16 protein-coding genes and 1 tRNA gene are annotated in these 14,869 nt (G+C 59.3%); 2 read left to right on the forward strand and 15 right to left on the reverse strand.

Annotation, left to right across the window (positions count from 1 at the left end; all coding sequences use genetic code 11):
- Positions 1 to 99 precede the first annotated feature (99 nt).
- The 6 genes from NH8B_RS17120 to NH8B_RS17145 all read right to left on the reverse strand — a co-directional run bounded on the left by NH8B_RS17120 (position 100) and on the right by NH8B_RS17145 (position 4,356).
- Positions 100 to 176: transfer RNA gene (locus NH8B_RS17120), tRNA-Met, on the reverse strand.
- A 69-nt stretch (positions 177 to 245) separates the two neighbouring features.
- On the reverse strand, positions 246 to 1,067 hold the full coding sequence (locus NH8B_RS17125; RefSeq protein ID WP_014088359.1) for an undecaprenyl-diphosphate phosphatase: 822 nt from the start codon (positions 1,065 to 1,067) through the stop codon (positions 246 to 248).
- 83 nt (positions 1,068 to 1,150) lie between these two features.
- Positions 1,151 to 1,765, reverse strand: a complete 615-nt coding sequence (locus NH8B_RS17130) for a thiol:disulfide interchange protein DsbA/DsbL (RefSeq protein ID WP_014088360.1) — start codon at positions 1,763 to 1,765, stop codon at positions 1,151 to 1,153.
- 18 nt (positions 1,766 to 1,783) lie between these two features.
- On the reverse strand, positions 1,784 to 2,491 hold the full coding sequence (locus tag NH8B_RS17135; protein ID WP_083844263.1) for an SPOR domain-containing protein: 708 nt from the start codon (positions 2,489 to 2,491) through the stop codon (positions 1,784 to 1,786).
- Positions 2,492 to 2,555: 64 nt separating this feature from the next.
- A complete protein-coding gene (locus NH8B_RS17140; RefSeq protein WP_014088362.1) occupies positions 2,556 to 4,058 on the reverse strand; it encodes a YifB family Mg chelatase-like AAA ATPase in 1,503 nt (500 codons plus the stop codon).
- Between the two features lie 10 nt (positions 4,059 to 4,068).
- Positions 4,069 to 4,356, reverse strand: coding sequence for an accessory factor UbiK family protein (locus tag NH8B_RS17145; protein WP_008952463.1), 288 nt, complete (start codon positions 4,354 to 4,356; stop codon positions 4,069 to 4,071).
- A gap of 270 nt (positions 4,357 to 4,626) precedes the next feature.
- Here NH8B_RS17145 and glnK point away from each other — a divergent pair, with 270 nt between their 5' ends.
- Entirely contained in the window at positions 4,627 to 4,965 is a 339-nt protein-coding gene (gene glnK / locus NH8B_RS17150) for a P-II family nitrogen regulator (RefSeq protein ID WP_008952462.1), read from the forward strand.
- A 31-nt stretch (positions 4,966 to 4,996) separates the two neighbouring features.
- Entirely contained in the window at positions 4,997 to 6,301 is a 1,305-nt protein-coding gene (locus tag NH8B_RS17155; RefSeq protein ID WP_014088364.1) for an ammonium transporter, read from the forward strand.
- A gap of 147 nt (positions 6,302 to 6,448) precedes the next feature.
- Here the strand turns inward: NH8B_RS17155 and NH8B_RS17160 are convergent, their stop codons facing one another.
- The 9 genes from NH8B_RS17160 to NH8B_RS17200 all read right to left on the reverse strand — a co-directional run bounded on the left by NH8B_RS17160 (position 6,449) and on the right by NH8B_RS17200 (position 14,645).
- The gene (locus NH8B_RS17160; RefSeq protein WP_014088365.1) at positions 6,449 to 6,892 is read right to left on the reverse strand and encodes a ClpXP protease specificity-enhancing factor; all 444 of its coding nucleotides are present in this window, start codon (positions 6,890 to 6,892) and stop codon (positions 6,449 to 6,451) included.
- An 8-nt stretch (positions 6,893 to 6,900) separates the two neighbouring features.
- Positions 6,901 to 7,503 (reverse strand): glutathione S-transferase N-terminal domain-containing protein, encoded by a 603-nt coding sequence (locus tag NH8B_RS17165; protein WP_040652169.1) that lies wholly within the window; start codon positions 7,501 to 7,503, stop codon positions 6,901 to 6,903.
- Positions 7,504 to 7,649: 146 nt separating this feature from the next.
- Positions 7,650 to 8,411, reverse strand: a complete 762-nt coding sequence (locus NH8B_RS17170; protein ID WP_008952458.1) for a cytochrome c1 — start codon at positions 8,409 to 8,411, stop codon at positions 7,650 to 7,652.
- A 17-nt stretch (positions 8,412 to 8,428) separates the two neighbouring features.
- The gene (locus NH8B_RS17175; RefSeq protein ID WP_008952457.1) at positions 8,429 to 9,748 is read right to left on the reverse strand and encodes a cytochrome b; all 1,320 of its coding nucleotides are present in this window, start codon (positions 9,746 to 9,748) and stop codon (positions 8,429 to 8,431) included.
- A 14-nt stretch (positions 9,749 to 9,762) separates the two neighbouring features.
- A complete protein-coding gene (gene petA, locus NH8B_RS17180) occupies positions 9,763 to 10,347 on the reverse strand; it encodes a ubiquinol-cytochrome c reductase iron-sulfur subunit (RefSeq protein ID WP_008952456.1) in 585 nt (194 codons plus the stop codon).
- Positions 10,348 to 10,462: 115 nt separating this feature from the next.
- Positions 10,463 to 11,209, reverse strand: a complete 747-nt coding sequence (locus NH8B_RS17185) for a Nif3-like dinuclear metal center hexameric protein (RefSeq protein ID WP_014088368.1) — start codon at positions 11,207 to 11,209, stop codon at positions 10,463 to 10,465.
- Between the two features lie 175 nt (positions 11,210 to 11,384).
- Positions 11,385 to 13,022 carry a chaperonin GroEL gene (gene groL / locus NH8B_RS17190; protein WP_014088369.1) on the reverse strand — a complete coding sequence of 546 codons (1,638 nt, stop codon included), beginning with the start codon at positions 13,020 to 13,022 and terminating at the stop codon, positions 11,385 to 11,387.
- A 44-nt stretch (positions 13,023 to 13,066) separates the two neighbouring features.
- Positions 13,067 to 13,354, reverse strand: a complete 288-nt coding sequence (groES, locus tag NH8B_RS17195) for a co-chaperone GroES (protein ID WP_008952453.1) — start codon at positions 13,352 to 13,354, stop codon at positions 13,067 to 13,069.
- 148 nt (positions 13,355 to 13,502) lie between these two features.
- Positions 13,503 to 14,645, reverse strand: coding sequence for an MraY family glycosyltransferase (locus NH8B_RS17200; protein ID WP_014088370.1), 1,143 nt, complete (start codon positions 14,643 to 14,645; stop codon positions 13,503 to 13,505).
- Positions 14,646 to 14,869: the final 224 nt, after the last annotated feature.

Here is a 14,869-nt window from a genome sequence, read left to right on the forward strand (position 1 = left end):
CGCGTCGTGACGGGAATCGTACGTTATGCGGAGTACACCGATATGTGTGCACGTTGAATAGCAAAAAGCCAGAACATGATGTTCTGGCTTTTCTAAACTTGGTTGCGGGGGCAGGATTTGAACCTACGACCTTCGGGTTATGAGCCCGACGAGCTACCAGACTGCTCCACCCCGCGTCTGAAGAAATGCATCTTACCGTCTCGCCGAACCAGCGTCAAGCTTTTATGAGAAAAAAAAGGCATGACTTACGCCGCCCAGTCCACCCAACCCATTTTCCAGGTCAGCAGGATCAGCACACCGAAGCCAATACGGTACCAGGCGAAAGCATTGAAGTTATGGCCCGAGACATAGCGGATCAGCCCGCGTACAGCCAGAAACGCACTGAAGAAGGCCGCCACAAAACCTACGGCAAAGACCGGGGCATCACTCAAGGCGAACAGCGCACGATGTTTGTACACATCGTAAATAGTTGCCGCGAACATGGTCGGAACCGCCAGAAAGAAGGAAAACTCGGTGGCCACTTTCCGGTCGAGGCCAAACAACATACCACCAATGATGGTTGCGCCAGAACGCGAGGTTCCCGGAATCAGGGCAAACACCTGAGCCAGCCCCACCTTGAGGGCATCTCGCCCCGTCATAGCATCGACGCTATGCACCTGGGCACGACGATCCTTGCGCTCGACCAACAAGATCACCAGGCCACCAATAATAAACGCCAACGCCACGCTCACCGCGTTGAACAGGTAGAGCTTGATGACCTTGATAAATAGAAAGCCGATGATGGCGGCGGGCAGAAAGGCCAGCAGCAAATTGAACGCAAAGCGCTGGGCCGAAACATCGCGCCCCAGATTTTCCGCCACACCGATGAAACGAGCCCGGTATTCCCAGACCACAGCCAAAATCGCCGCCAACTGAATCACCACCTCGAAGACCGCACTGGTCTCGCTATGGAAATTGATCAGGTCACCCGCCACGATCAGGTGGCCGGTACTCGAAATCGGCAGAAACTCCGTCAGGCCTTCGACGATCCCCATTAGTAAAGCCTTGGCTAGCAGCAGCACATCCACGGTACAACCTTTCCATTGTCGTTATCAGGCAAAAACAAAGGCAGCCAGGCTGCCTTTGTTCGATTAATGCAAACTTAACTACCTTATTTCTTCGCTTCCCGCTGTGCCTTGACGATCAACTCATCCACCACCTGCAGCAAGCGGGCCGGCTCGGCCGCCATGGTCGCGTACTTGCCGGCCACCACGATGGTCGGCGTCCCCTCGATACCGTAGTCTCGGGTGATCTTGCTGGCCCGGGCCACCTGGGCATTGATGCCGAAGGACTTATACGTTGCCATGAAAGCCTTGGTGTCGATCCCTGGCTGGGTCGCCAGCCACTTGCTCATCTCCGTCTCGTCGGCCAGGTTGATCTTTTTCTCCACCATGGCGCTCAGCGCCGGGGCATGCAGCTTGTCCAGCGTCCGGGTGGCATTGAAGGTCGCGAACAATCGAGCCAGACCCTCCATCTGCTTGTTCCAGACAATCTGCTCACGACGGAAGCTGACATTGGCCGGCAGCTTCTTGCTCCACGCCGTCAACGCCGGGTCAAGATGAAAACAATGGATGCAGTGGTAGGAAAAGAACTCGATGACCTCCACCTTGCCCGGCGTTGCCACTGGCTGCGGATTGGCCAATACCGTGTAATCCTTGCCCTGCTCAATCGCCGCATTGGCCCAGGCGCTGAACAGCATCAGCCCGGCAAGTAACCACTTTTTCATATCATCCCCTTGTCAAAATCAATTACCGGCCTTGACCACAGCCCCTGTCAGGCCATCCTGCTTGAGTTGGGCACGCACCCGGTCCAGATCTTCTTGGCGTGTAAACGGACCGACGCGGACACGGTGCACCAGACCTTTGTCGGGCAGATTGACCGACTGTATCGAGGCTTCGACACCCAGCATGGCCAAACGAGCCTTCAGGTTATCCGCCTCGTCTTCATTCTGGAATGCACCTACTTGCAAATAAGACTTAGGAACAGCTGCAGAAGCGGAAGGTTCCCCGCCCTTGGCATGCTTTCCCCCCTCACCCGGGACGGCATCAAGCTGCCCCGGCAGAATCTTGTAAAAATCAAAACGTTGCTCATCCTGGCTTTTGGCCGGGGCGGTTGGCTTGGCGGCCGGCGGAGCCACAGGAGCCGGGGGAGTCGCCGGTGTCGCCGGCGCCGATGACGGTGCGACAGGCAGCTCGGCTATCTTGCTTCCAGGCGACAGCAAGGTCGGCTCGGACGCCTGGGCAGCAGGCTTCGGGGTCGACTTCGTTGCCGTAGCAAAGGGCGTCGCTGAACGATTGAGATACATGGCCAAGCCGATGGCGACGGCCACCCCGACGATCAGTCCAATGACGATACCCGCCATCAGACCACCACCACCACTGCGCGCGGCTCCCGACGAGTTGCGGCGCGAAGAGGAAGAACGTGAAGAATGTTTCAAATCAATATTACCCATGGGCGCTAGCTTGCATCATGCAATCGCCACATTATCCAATAATTAAGACGGACCGGGGAAAAGCTCAGCTATTTGGCAGCCCGGCACGTCGCAGTTGTACCGCCTGCAACACTTCCTGGCGCGATATCCGTTCCGCGCCCTTCAAGTCCGCAATGGTTCGGGCCACACGCAGAATGCGATGATAGCTGCGAGCGGAAAGATGCAGCCGCTCGACCGCCTGAAGCAGTGTCTGCTGCGCCGACGCTTCGACCAACCCATGCCGATCCAGCTCGGCCCCGGAAAGGTCCGCATTCGCCTTCCCCTGCCGCGCCAACTGGATCCGGCGTGCCGAAATCACCCTCTCGCGCACCGCCGCACTCGTTTCGCCTTGCCCCTGCCCTGATAGCTCGTCCGGCGACAGGGTCGGCATCTCGATATGCATGTCGATCCGGTCCAGCAAAGGGCCGGAGATTTTACCGCGATAACGTGCAACCTGCTCCGGCGTGCACTGGCAGCGCCCGGAACGATGCCCGAGATAACCGCAGGGGCAGGGATTCATTGCCGCCACGAGCTGAAATCGGGCTGGAAACGTCGCCTGGCGGGCCGCACGGGAGATATGGATCACGCCATTCTCCAAAGGTTCACGCAGCACCTCCAGCACGCGACGATCAAACTCCGGCAATTCGTCCAGGAAGAGCACCCCACGGTGCGCCAGGCTGACCTCTCCCGGACGTGGCTCGGAGCCCCCTCCCACCATGGCCACGGCGGAAGCGGTGTGGTGTGGTGCTCTGAATGGCCTGGCGCGCCAGGCCTCGACAGAGAACCCTTGCGATCCGAGTGACTGAACCGCCGCCGCCTCCAGTGCCTCGTCATCCTGCATTGGCGGCAGCAGCCCGGGCAAACGGCTGGCCAGCATCGACTTCCCTGTTCCCGGAGGACCAATCAACAGCAAGCTGTGGCCGCCCGCGGCGGCGATCTCCAGCGCCCCGCGCGCTGCCCCCTGCCCTTTGACATCGGCCAGATCGGGATAGCAGAAAGTGGTGCGGGCACTCTCCGCCTGCGCGCGTGGCAAGAGCTGCAAACCATTGAGGTGGGCACAAACCTCCAGCAGCGTCACCGCCGAATACACCGTGGCATCGGCCACCAAGGCGGCCTCGGCGGCACTTTGCGGCGGCAATACAAAAGCGCGCCCGGCACGCCGGGCATGGCAGGTCATGGCCAAGCCACCACGGACGGCTCGCAGTTGGCCACTCAACGCCAGCTCCCCCGCGAATTCATAGCGGGTGAGAGCGTCCCCCTTCACCTGCCCGGACGCCACCAGAATGCCCAGTGCGATCGGCAAATCGAAGCGCCCCGAATCTTTGGGCAAATCGGCGGGAGCCAGATTCACTGTGATCTTCCGCGCCGGGAAGGTAAACCCCGAGGTCAGGATCGCGGCCCGGACCCGGTCGCGACTTTCCTTTACCTCGGTATCGGGCAGACCCACGATGGCGAACGCCGGCAGGCCATTGGCCATGTGCACCTCGACAGAGACCTCGGAAGCCTCCATGCCGGACAAGGCCCGGCTATGAACGATGGCCAACGTCATCGGCTAGAAATCAGGAATGACCCAGGGTGGCCTGGGTATCGACCTGCTCTGCGGCCTTATCGGGGAACACCGCCGCTTCCAGAGTGGCCAGGCGGGCCTCCAACCGCTCCAGCTTTTCTCGAGTACGCAGCAGTACCTCCTGCTGGACGTCGAATTCCTCGCGGGTCACCAGGTCCAGACGCGAGAAGGTCGACGCCATCATGGCTTTGACATTCTTCTCGACATCCTTCACCGGGCTGGCCGCGATGGTGTCACTGATCTTGGTGGTGATTTCTTCAAACAACTTCTGGCTCAGCATCTGGGGCCTCCTTGACTTCGTCATGTTGCACAGGCTTGAGTGTAGCAAAAAGGATTTGCCGCTGCAGCGGCGGGCAGCCGCACAGCATTGGTGCAGTCGCCGAACACCAATCGCGCCAAGACGGTGCCAAGGCGTAGCGGATGCCCGCTTTCAGGCCGTGACGGTGCCGTCATTGCGCTATATGAGGCGAACGACATGCTCTGGCACGAAACCTGCTTAATCACAGCACAGCAGTAAAAAACGATTCGGATCCGTCAGAAAGGAATGCACATGAAACTGGTCACAGCGATTATCAAGCCGTTCAAGCTTGACGAAGTGCGTGAAGGCCTCTCGTCCATCGGTGTTCAAGGCATTACCGTGACCGAGGTGAAAGGCTTCGGACGCCAGAAAGGCCATACCGAGCTGTATCGCGGCGCAGAGTACGTCGTTGACTTCTTGCCTAAAGTGAAACTGGAAATCGCCATTGACGATGCCCTGCTGGACCAGGTGGTGGAAGCCATCGAAAAATCCGCCCGGACCGGCAAGATCGGCGATGGCAAGATCTTCGTGTTCGACCTGCAGCAAGTCGTCCGCATTCGTACCGGCGAAACCGGTGCCGATGCCGTCTAAATTCCATAACGGGAACTGAAGGGGAATGCCAATGAAAAGGAATATGGCCACACTGGGCGCTCTCGCCCTCGTCTCCTCCCTGCCGGCACTGGCCGCAGGCGAACCGACCCTGGTTGCTGCCTCCACCATCAGTGGTGGCGATACGGCCTGGATGATGACCTCGACGGCACTGGTGCTATTCATGACCATCCCGGGGCTTGCCCTGTTCTATGGCGGCATGGTCCGCAAAAAGAACGTCCTGGCGACGCTGATGCAGAGCTTCGCGATCTGCGCCCTGATGACCGTGCTATGGACCGTCATTGGCTACAGCCTGACCTTCTCCCCCGGCAATTCCCTGATCGGCGGTTTCGATCGTGTCCTGATGGAAGGGCTGACTTATCTGAAGGATGGCGGCAAACTGACCGTCCACCCGCTGGCCCCGACCATTCCAGAACCGGTCTTCATGATGTTCCAGATGACCTTCTTCATCATCACTCCGGCCCTGATTACCGGTGCCTTTGCTGAACGGATGAAGTTTTCCGCCATGATGGTGTTCATGGCTCTGTGGTCGCTGCTGGTCTACGTACCGGTTGCACACTGGGTATGGGCACCGGGCGGCTGGATGGCCGATAAAGGCGTCCTCGACTTTGCCGGCGGCACCGTAGTGCACATCAACGCCGGTGTTGCCGGCCTGGTAGCAGCCCTGGTTCTGGGCAAGCGCGTCGGCTTCGGCAAGGAAGCGATGGCCCCGCATAACCTAGTGCTGACCCTGATTGGCGCCTCCATGCTGTGGGTAGGCTGGTTCGGCTTCAACGCCGGCTCCGCCGCCGCCGCTGATGGCCGCGCCGGCATGGCGATGATGGTGACCCAGATCGCGACCGGCATGGCGGCACTGGCCTGGATGGGCGCCGAGTGGATTGCCAAGGGCAAGCCGTCGGTGCTGGGTATCGCCTCCGGCGCCGTGGCCGGCCTGGTGGCCATCACCCCGGCCGCCGGCTTCGTGGATGCCAAGGGCGCTCTGGCCATCGGCCTCATCGCCGGCCTCGTGTGCTACTGGGGCGCAACCGGCCTGAAGCACGCCCTGAAATATGACGACTCGCTCGACGCCTTCGGCGTACACGGTGTTGGCGGTATCGTCGGCGCCCTGCTCACCGGCGTGTTCGCGGTGAAGGATATTGGCGGCGTTGATGGCAGCCTCGCCACCCAGGCGCTCGGCGTGGTGGTCACCGCGGCCTACTGTGGCGTCGCCAGCTTTGTGCTGCTGAAGCTTATCGACGTGGTCATCGGTCTGCGAGTCACCGATGAAGAAGAGCGCGAGGGGCTGGATGTGGTGCTCCACGGCGAACGCGTGGAGTAACACAAGAGATCATTAAGTTGTCTTGTTGTGGTAAGGGACTTGGGGGCGCTTCGGCGCCCCATTTTTTTGCCGGCATTCTGCCGCGCCGAAGAAACGACCAAACAAAAAGCCAGCATCGAGCTGGCTTTTGGCTTGGGGAGAAACACCCTACTTGACGACGCGCAGGCTGGGTCGGCCGGATGGGCGCGGCGCCGGCTCGGCCTCCGATCCCGCCCCCGCCCCCTGTCCTTCGACCGGTTTCAAGGCAGGAGCCGATTCGGACGCCTCTTCCACCGCCGGAGGAGCTTCGACTTCGAACCCCATCCCCTCCCCGGTTTCCCGGGCAAAGATGGACATGACGTTGGCGACCGGAACCCAGATCTCGCGTGCAACACCGCCGAAGCGGGCCGAGAAAGAGATCCAGTCGTTGTCGATCTTGAGCGCCTGGCAAGCGGTCGGGGAGATATTGAGCACGATTTCGTTATTCTTGACGAATTCGCGCGGCACCGAGGTCTGGTCGGTGACCCACACCACGATATACGGTGTGTGACCATTATCGGTGCACCACTCGTGCAGAGCGCGGATCAGGTAAGGCTTGGTAGACGAACTCATCACTGCCCTTACTTGCGCATGGCCTTTTCGGATGGGGTCAGCGAGTCGATGAAGGACTGGCGCTGGAAGATCCGTTCGGCGTACTTGAGAATCGGCGCAGCGCTCTTGCCGAGATCGATATTGTAGTGCTCGAGGCGCCACATCAGCGGAGCGATGGCCACGTCGATCATCGAGAACTCGTCGCCCAACATGAACTTCTGCTTGGCGAAGATCGGCGCGATCATGATCAGGCCGTCGCGAATCGCCTCGCGCGCCTTGGTCGCTTCTTTACCAGTGGCACCGGCTTCCAGCGTCTTGACGTGGCAGAACAGCTCCTGCTCGAAGCGGAACAGGAACAGGCGAGCACGCGCGCGCATCACCGGATCAGCCGGCATCAGTTGCGGGTGCGGGAAGCGCTCGTCGATGTATTCGTTGATGATGTTCGATTCGTGCAGGATCAGATCACGCTCGACCAAGACCGGCACCTCGTTGTACGGGTTCATCACCGCGAGATCTTCGGGTTTGTTGTGGACGTCCACATCGATGATCTCGAAATCCATCCCTTTTTCATACAATACGATGCGGCAACGCTGGCTGAACGGGCAGGTGATACCGGAGTACAAGGTCATCATGGCTAAAAGCGCATCCTTCTGATTGGCAACAATAGTGAAGTTTACCATTTTGCCGCCACGCTTTTCCAGTTTTAGCCATTAAGCCCCTGTTTGAAAAAGAAAAAGGGCGGGATTTACCCGCCCTTGTCTTCGGCCAACCTTCAGACTCAGTGAATGTCTTTCCAGTATTCCTTCTTCAGGAAGTAGGCCAGAGGCAGCAACAGCAGGCCCAGGAACATCAGCACGACGTAGCCGATCTGGTGGCGCTTCACCTGGGCCGGTTCGCCCATGTACACCAGATAGTTGGTCAGATCGGCCATGCGGCGGTCGAATTCGACGGTATTGGCCTTGCCGTTTTCCAGCTTGGTCATGGTACCGGCCTTGACCAGCTCGAGCTGATGCTCTTCGTGGCCGCCTTCACCCTTGACCGTCTTCAGCACCTGATCACCCTGCCACTGCCAGAACACATGCGGCATGCCGACTTTGTCGAATACCAGGTTGTTCCAGCCGGTGGGACGCGTGTCGTCACGGTAGAAACCACGCAGGTAGGCGTACAGGTAGTCGGCACCGCGCGAGCGTGCGATCACCGACAGGTCAGGCGGCGCAGCACCGAGCCAGACCTTGGCATCCTTCTTGCCCATGGCGATGCTCATGGTGTCACCCACCTTGGCGTCCGGCGGCAGCAGGTTTTCCTTGATCTGGTCTTCGGTCAGGCCGATATCCGCCAGACGGTTGTAACGCATGGCGTTGGCCGAATGGCAGGACAAGCAGTAGTTGGTAAAGAGCTGCGCGCCGCGCTGCAGCGACTCGGTATCATGGATATCGATCGGAGCCTTTTCCAGCGCAGGGCCCCCTTCGGAGGCCACGGCAGCCCCCAGCGGCAGCATGAACGCAGCAGCGGCGATCAGATGACGGATTTTGGTTTTCATATTGTCCATCCCCCTCGTTACACGTTCATGGCAAACAGCGCTGCACCGACCACGGTCACGGCAACCAGCACCAGGAAGCGCAGCTGGCGCTTGGCGTTGGTCTCGGTCACGCGGCTCGGAACTGGCTCACTGCCGACATCGTTCTTGGTGTAGATCGGCATGCCCAGGAAGAAAGCGAAGTAGATCGCAGACAGGATCTGGGCGATCACGGTGCGGGTATTGGTGGACGGCATGGCCCCCAGGATACCCAGGCCGATAAAGGCGATGATGAACAGGACCAGCATGAACTTGAACTTCGGACCACGGTAGCGGATCGATTTCACCGGTGACTTGTCCAGCCACGGCAGGAACGCGATCAGCACTACAGCCGCCCCCATGCCCAGCACCCCCCACACCTGGGTGCCCAGGAAGGACGGAATGGCGCGCAGGATGGCGTAGAACGGCGTGAAGTACCATACCGGCGCGATGTGCGGCGGGGTCTTCAGCGGGTCGGCCGGGTCGAAGTTCGGGTGCTCGAGGAAGAAGCCGCCCATTTCCGGCATGAAGAACACGATGGCCGAGAACACGATCAGGAACACGGCAACGCCCAGTACGTCCTTGACAGTGTAGTACGGGTGGAACGGAATGCCGTCGAGCGGAATGCCGGTCTTCGGATCCTTGTTCTTCTTGATTTCGACGCCGTCGGGGTTGTTGGAACCCACTTCGTGCAGCGCCACCAGGTGGGCCACCACCAGCGCCAGGAGCACCAGCGGAACCGCGATCACGTGCAGCGCGAAGAAGCGGTTCAGGGTCGCGTCGGACACCACGTAGTCACCACGGATCCATACCGACAGATCCGGGCCGATGACCGGGATCGAACCGAACAGGTTCACGATCACCTGAGCGCCCCAGAACGACATCTGGCCCCACGGCAGCAGGTAACCCATGAAGGCTTCGGCCATCAGGCACAGGAAGATCAGGGTACCGAACACCCAGATCAGTTCACGCGGCTGCTTGTATGAACCGTAGATCAGACCGCGGAACATGTGCAGATAGACCACGATGAAGAACATCGAGGCGCCGGTGGAGTGCATGTAGCGGATGATCCAGCCCCCGGCCACGTCGCGCATGATGTACTCGACGGACAGGAAGGCAGTCGCGGCATCCGGCTTGTAGTTCATGGTGAGGAAGATGCCGGTGACGATCTGGATCACCAGTACCAGCATCGCCAGGCTGCCGAAGAAGTACCAGAAGTTGAAGTTCTTGGGCGCGTAGTACTCGGTGATGTGCGCCTTCATGGTGGATGACAGCGGGAAGCGCTCGTCGATCCAGTTCAGGATGCTTTGTCCTTTGCTCATTTTTCGCCCTCAGCTTATTTGTCGGCGCCAATCAATAGGCGGCTATCGGACAGATACTTGTGCGGCGGGATTTCCAGGTTCTTCGGTGCCGGCACCCCTTTGAAAACCCGTGCTGCCAGGTCGAACTTCGAGCCATGACAGGGGCAATAGAAACCGCCAAGCCATTCCGGGCCGAGGTCGGCCGGGGCGAGGTCGGGACGGAACGTCGGCGAACAGCCCAGGTGGGTACAGATACCCACCGCCACCAGCAGTTCCGGCTTGATCGAACGGTATTCGTTCTTGCAGTATTCCGGCTGCTGCTCGACTTCCGACTTGGGATCGACCAGCTTGTCGTCGTTCTTGGCGAGGTTCTTCACCATTTCCGGAGTACGCGACAACACCCACACCGGCTTACCGCGCCATTCGACGTTGATCTTCTGGCCCGGCTCCAGCTTGCCGATCTCGACCTCGACCGGCGCACCGGCAGCCTTGGCCCTCTCGGACGGGAAGAAACTCATCAGAAACGGCGTTGCCACCCCGGCTACCGCCACACCACCAACCGCGCTGGTTGCTACCGTCAGGAAACGACGGCGCCCCGCATCGACGTGTTGCTCACTCATTACAGTCATCCTCAAACGTGGAAACCGAGCTCAAATCCTGCCGATTTTACCCGAATACCCACATGGACTTGAAGGGCGGATGCAAATTAATTACCGGAGTTCCCTTTGACCTAGATCAGACAGGATTAGGGATATCGGCAAAAACCACACTAACTTCATGATTATTGGAGAGCCACGCCCCCAGAGCCTGGATGCCATAACGCTCCGTCGCGTGATGTCCCGCGGCAACAAACGCCACGCCATATTCGAGTGCCATATGATGCTGCTGCTCCGACACCTCTCCAGTGACGAAAACGTCCACTCCCAGCGCAATGGCATCGGCGAAATACCCCTGCGCCCCCCCCGTGCACCAGGCCACCCGCCGCACCTCTTTATCCGGGCTACCCAGCAGCAACGCCTCACGCCCCAGGTGCGTACCGATAGCACGAGCAAAATCGTCAGCCCGCTGCGGCTGTGGCACGGCACCGAACCATAGCAGGCCCTGATCGCCGGACTGGCCCTCAACCTGCCAACCCAGCTCCTTGGCGAGCTGTGCGTTATTACCCAGTTCCAGATGGGCATCGAGCGGCAAGTGGTAGGCCAACAGGCTGATATCGTGTGCCAGCAGGGTCTGCAGCCGATGCTTCTTGATGCCGACCAGACGTGGGTCTTCGTTCTTCCAGAAATAGCCGTGATGCACCAGGATGGCGTCGGCCTGCTGCCAGATGGCCGCATCGAGCAACGCCTGCGACGCGGTCACCCCCGTAACGATGGTACGCACCTCGGCCCTGCCCTCCACCTGTAGTCCGTTGGGGGCATAATCCTTGAAACGCCAGGGCTCCAGTTGCGCGTCGAGTACGCGCTGCAATTCGCTCAGTTGCATGAATCTCTCCCGATGATCGATGGGCGGATTGTGCCAGAAAGCGGGCGCCCAGATGACCTTCGGCCAACCTTGCCAAGGTTGGCCGAAGAAAAAGAAAAACCCCGCAAAGTTTGCGGGGTTTTTCGGCAGGTCGGCACAATGCGCTTCGCAGCGATTGCGCCCTAACCTGGTTGGCTTACATCATGCCGTCCATGCCCATGCCGCCCATGCCGCCCATCGGGGCAGCCGGCTTGTCTTCCGGCAGTTCGGCGATCATGCAGTCGGTGGTCAGCATCAGACCGGAAACCGAAGCCGCGTGTTGCAGAGCGGTACGGGTCACCTTAGCCGGATCCAACACACCCATCTCGATCATGTCACCGTACTCGCCGCTGGCAGCGTTGTAACCGAAGTTACCCTTGCCTTCCAGCACCTTGTTCACGACAACCGACGGCTCGTCGCCGGCGTTCTGAACGATCTGGCGCAGCGGGGCTTCGATGGCCTTCAGCACGATCTTGACGCCGGCGTCCTGATCGACGTTGTCGGTCACCAGCGACTCCAGGGTAGCGCGGGCGCGCAGGATGGCCACGCCACCGCCAGGCACCACGCCTTCTTCCACGGCAGCACGGGTCGCGTGCAGCGCGTCTTCGACACGGGCCTTCTTCTCTTTCATTTCCACTTCGGTAGCGGCACCGACCTTGATCACGGCAACGCCGCCGGCCAGCTTGGCCACGCGCTCTTGCAGTTTTTCACGGTCGTAATCGGAAGTAGCTTCTTCGATCTGGCGGCGGATTTCGCCAACGCGAGCCTGGATGGCAGCGTGCTCACCCACACCGTCGATGATGATGGTGTTTTCCTTGCCCACTTCGATACGCTTGGCTTGGCCCAGCATGTCGAGGGTGACTTTTTCCAGGGTCAGGCCCACTTCTTCGGCGATCACGGTACCGCCGGTCAGGGTAGCGATGTCCTGCAGCATGGCCTTGCGGCGGTCGCCGAAGCCCGGAGCCTTGACGGCCACCACTTTCAGGATGCCGCGGATGGTGTTCACCACCAGCGTGGCCAGCGCTTCGCCTTCGACGTCTTCGGCAATGATCAGCAGCGGGCGGCTAGCCTTGGCAACTTGCTCCAGCACCGGCAGCAGGTCGCGGATGTTGGAAATCTTCTTGTCGAACAGCAGCACGAACGGGTTGTCCAGTGCAGCGATCTGTTTTTCCTGGTTGTTGATGAAGTACGGGGACAGGTAACCGCGGTCGAACTGCATGCCTTCCACCACGTCCAGCTCGTTGCTCAGCGACTTGCCGTCTTCAACGGTGATCACGCCTTCCTTGCCCACCTTTTCCATGGCGTCGGCGATGATCTGGCCGATGTCCAGGTCGGAGTTGGCGGAGATCGAACCCACCTGGGCGATTTCCTTGGAGGTGGTGCACGGCTTGGCGATCTTGGCCAGCTCGCCGACCAGGGCCACAACGGCCTTGTCGATGCCGCGCTTCAGGTCCATCGGGTTCATGCCGGCGGCAACGAACTTCATGCCTTCCTGCACGATGGCCTGCGCCAGCACGGTTGCGGTGGTGGTACCGTCACCGGCCACGTCGGAGGTCTTGGAAGCCACTTCCTTGACCATCTGGGCGCCCATGTTCTCGAACTTGTCCTTCAGTTCGATTTCCTTGGCGACGGACACGCCGTCCTTGGTGATGGTCGGCGCGCCGAAGGAGCGGTCCAGCACCACGTTGCGGCCTTTCGGGCCCAGGGTCACTTTGACGGCGTCAGCCAGGATGTTCACACCGTTGACCATTTTGGCACGAGCGGAATCACCGAATTTTACGTCTTTAGCAGCCATTCTTTACTTCTCCAGAATCTGATTCAGTCGGTTGTGGGGACGGATTACTCAACGATGCCCATAACGTCTTCCTCGCGCATCACGAGGACTTCATCGCCATCGACCTTGACGGTCTGGCCGGAGTACTTGCCGAAGATCACTTTGTCGCCGACCTTCAGCTCCAGCGGACGGCGCTCGCCGTTTTCCAGAATCTTGCCGTTGCCCACGGCGATCACTTCGCCCATGTCCGGCTTCTCGGCAGCCGCACCCGGCAGAACGATACCGGAAGCCGTCTTTTCTTCCGCCTCGAGGCGCTTGATTACAACACGGTCGTGCAAAGGACGAATTGCCATTGTTCTCTCCTGTTAGCAGTGGCTGGTGAGAATGAAAAATCAATCAAATCAGCAAATTGGCCCGGCGCATTAGCACTCGGGGCTTGCGAGTGCTAATGATAGGGACGGGACAAGGGGTTTTCAAGAGAGGGGATCGTCAAAAAAATTTCTATCGTTCGCTATCGTACGATAGAGCCACCGCTTTCTTATCACGAGCTACCGGGCGATAAAGCACCATCCAGCGAGGAGACCGGAACCGAATGATCATGCGATACAAGTACAGATAGGCCAGCACGAACAAGCACACGCACCCGATCAGCACCGGAGAGTTGTTCCAGAACAGCATAGCCGGCGCCACCGACAAAGACGATAGAGCCCACAGGTAGGGCGAAGTCATGCTATTGCGACGCGTCATGTGGCGTGCCTCCTTCGAACCCACCATCCAACGTACCAAGCGTTTGTAGATCATCTGATGCAAGTGCAAGGCATCGGGGTAGCCTACCGAGCGCCCCTGCAGGAATTTCCGCCGATAGATCGAGAAAACCGTTTCGAATACGGGATAAATTACCAGCAGCAGCGGAAACCACGGCGAGACTTCCGTGTGCCTGGCCACCATCAACACTGATAGCTCCGCGATCAGAAAGCCAATCAGGTACGCCCCCCCATCGCCGGCAAAGAGCAACCCTCGCGGGAAGTTCCATACCAGAAAGCCCAGCACCGCCCCCGTCGCGGCAAAACACAGCCCCATGATCTGCGGGTCGCGAACCTTGAACGCCACATAGGCTAAAGCCATGAAAATGAACACCGACACCATCCCAGCAAGACCGTTGTAGCCATCGATGATATTGATGGCATGGGCCACACCACCAACGGCAAACATGGTGAACAGCAGCGAAATGGCCCAGTGGTAACGCAAAAGCTGATCCACACCAGGCACATCCAGCCGCAACAAGCCGGCATTCAGCAACCAGAACCCCATGCCTGCCGCCACGAACGTAGCCAGCAGGCGTGGCAAGGGGCCAACCTTCTTGGTCAAATCTTCGATCAGCCCCGCAGCAAAGGCCGGTAGAGCGGAGACAAGAAGCCCAAAGCTGAGAGACTCCCCCGTCAACAAGGCAAGAATCAGCGCCCCTACCCCCAGTCCTGCCATAACCGGCACTCCGCCTATACGCGGGACGGGGGCCGCATGAAATTTCTGCACCCCGCCAAGGTCATGATCAGAGGAAAAACGGTCATGCAGATGGCGAAAGCGGACCAGCAGTACACCGACGACAAAGGAGCAAAATAGCGCCCCAATAAGAATGAGAAGCATGCCAAATTCGATCTGGTTAAGAGACTTCGATAATCCAACCGCACTAGAAATGAACGGACAGGGCCACAGATTCTACCAATCCGATCCGGACCACAACAATGTTATGCATAGCACATTATGCAAATACCCTATACGGGGGTAGAGCATCACACCATTACATGCGAAAATCTCACATAGAATTCTGTGCCAACCGCCTGCAAATAAGCCATCCGCCCTTGTTTTAT

The sequence above is a fragment of the Pseudogulbenkiania sp. NH8B genome, from assembly GCF_000283535.1.
GTDB classification, from domain to species: domain Bacteria; phylum Pseudomonadota; class Gammaproteobacteria; order Burkholderiales; family Chromobacteriaceae; genus Pseudogulbenkiania; species Pseudogulbenkiania ferrooxidans.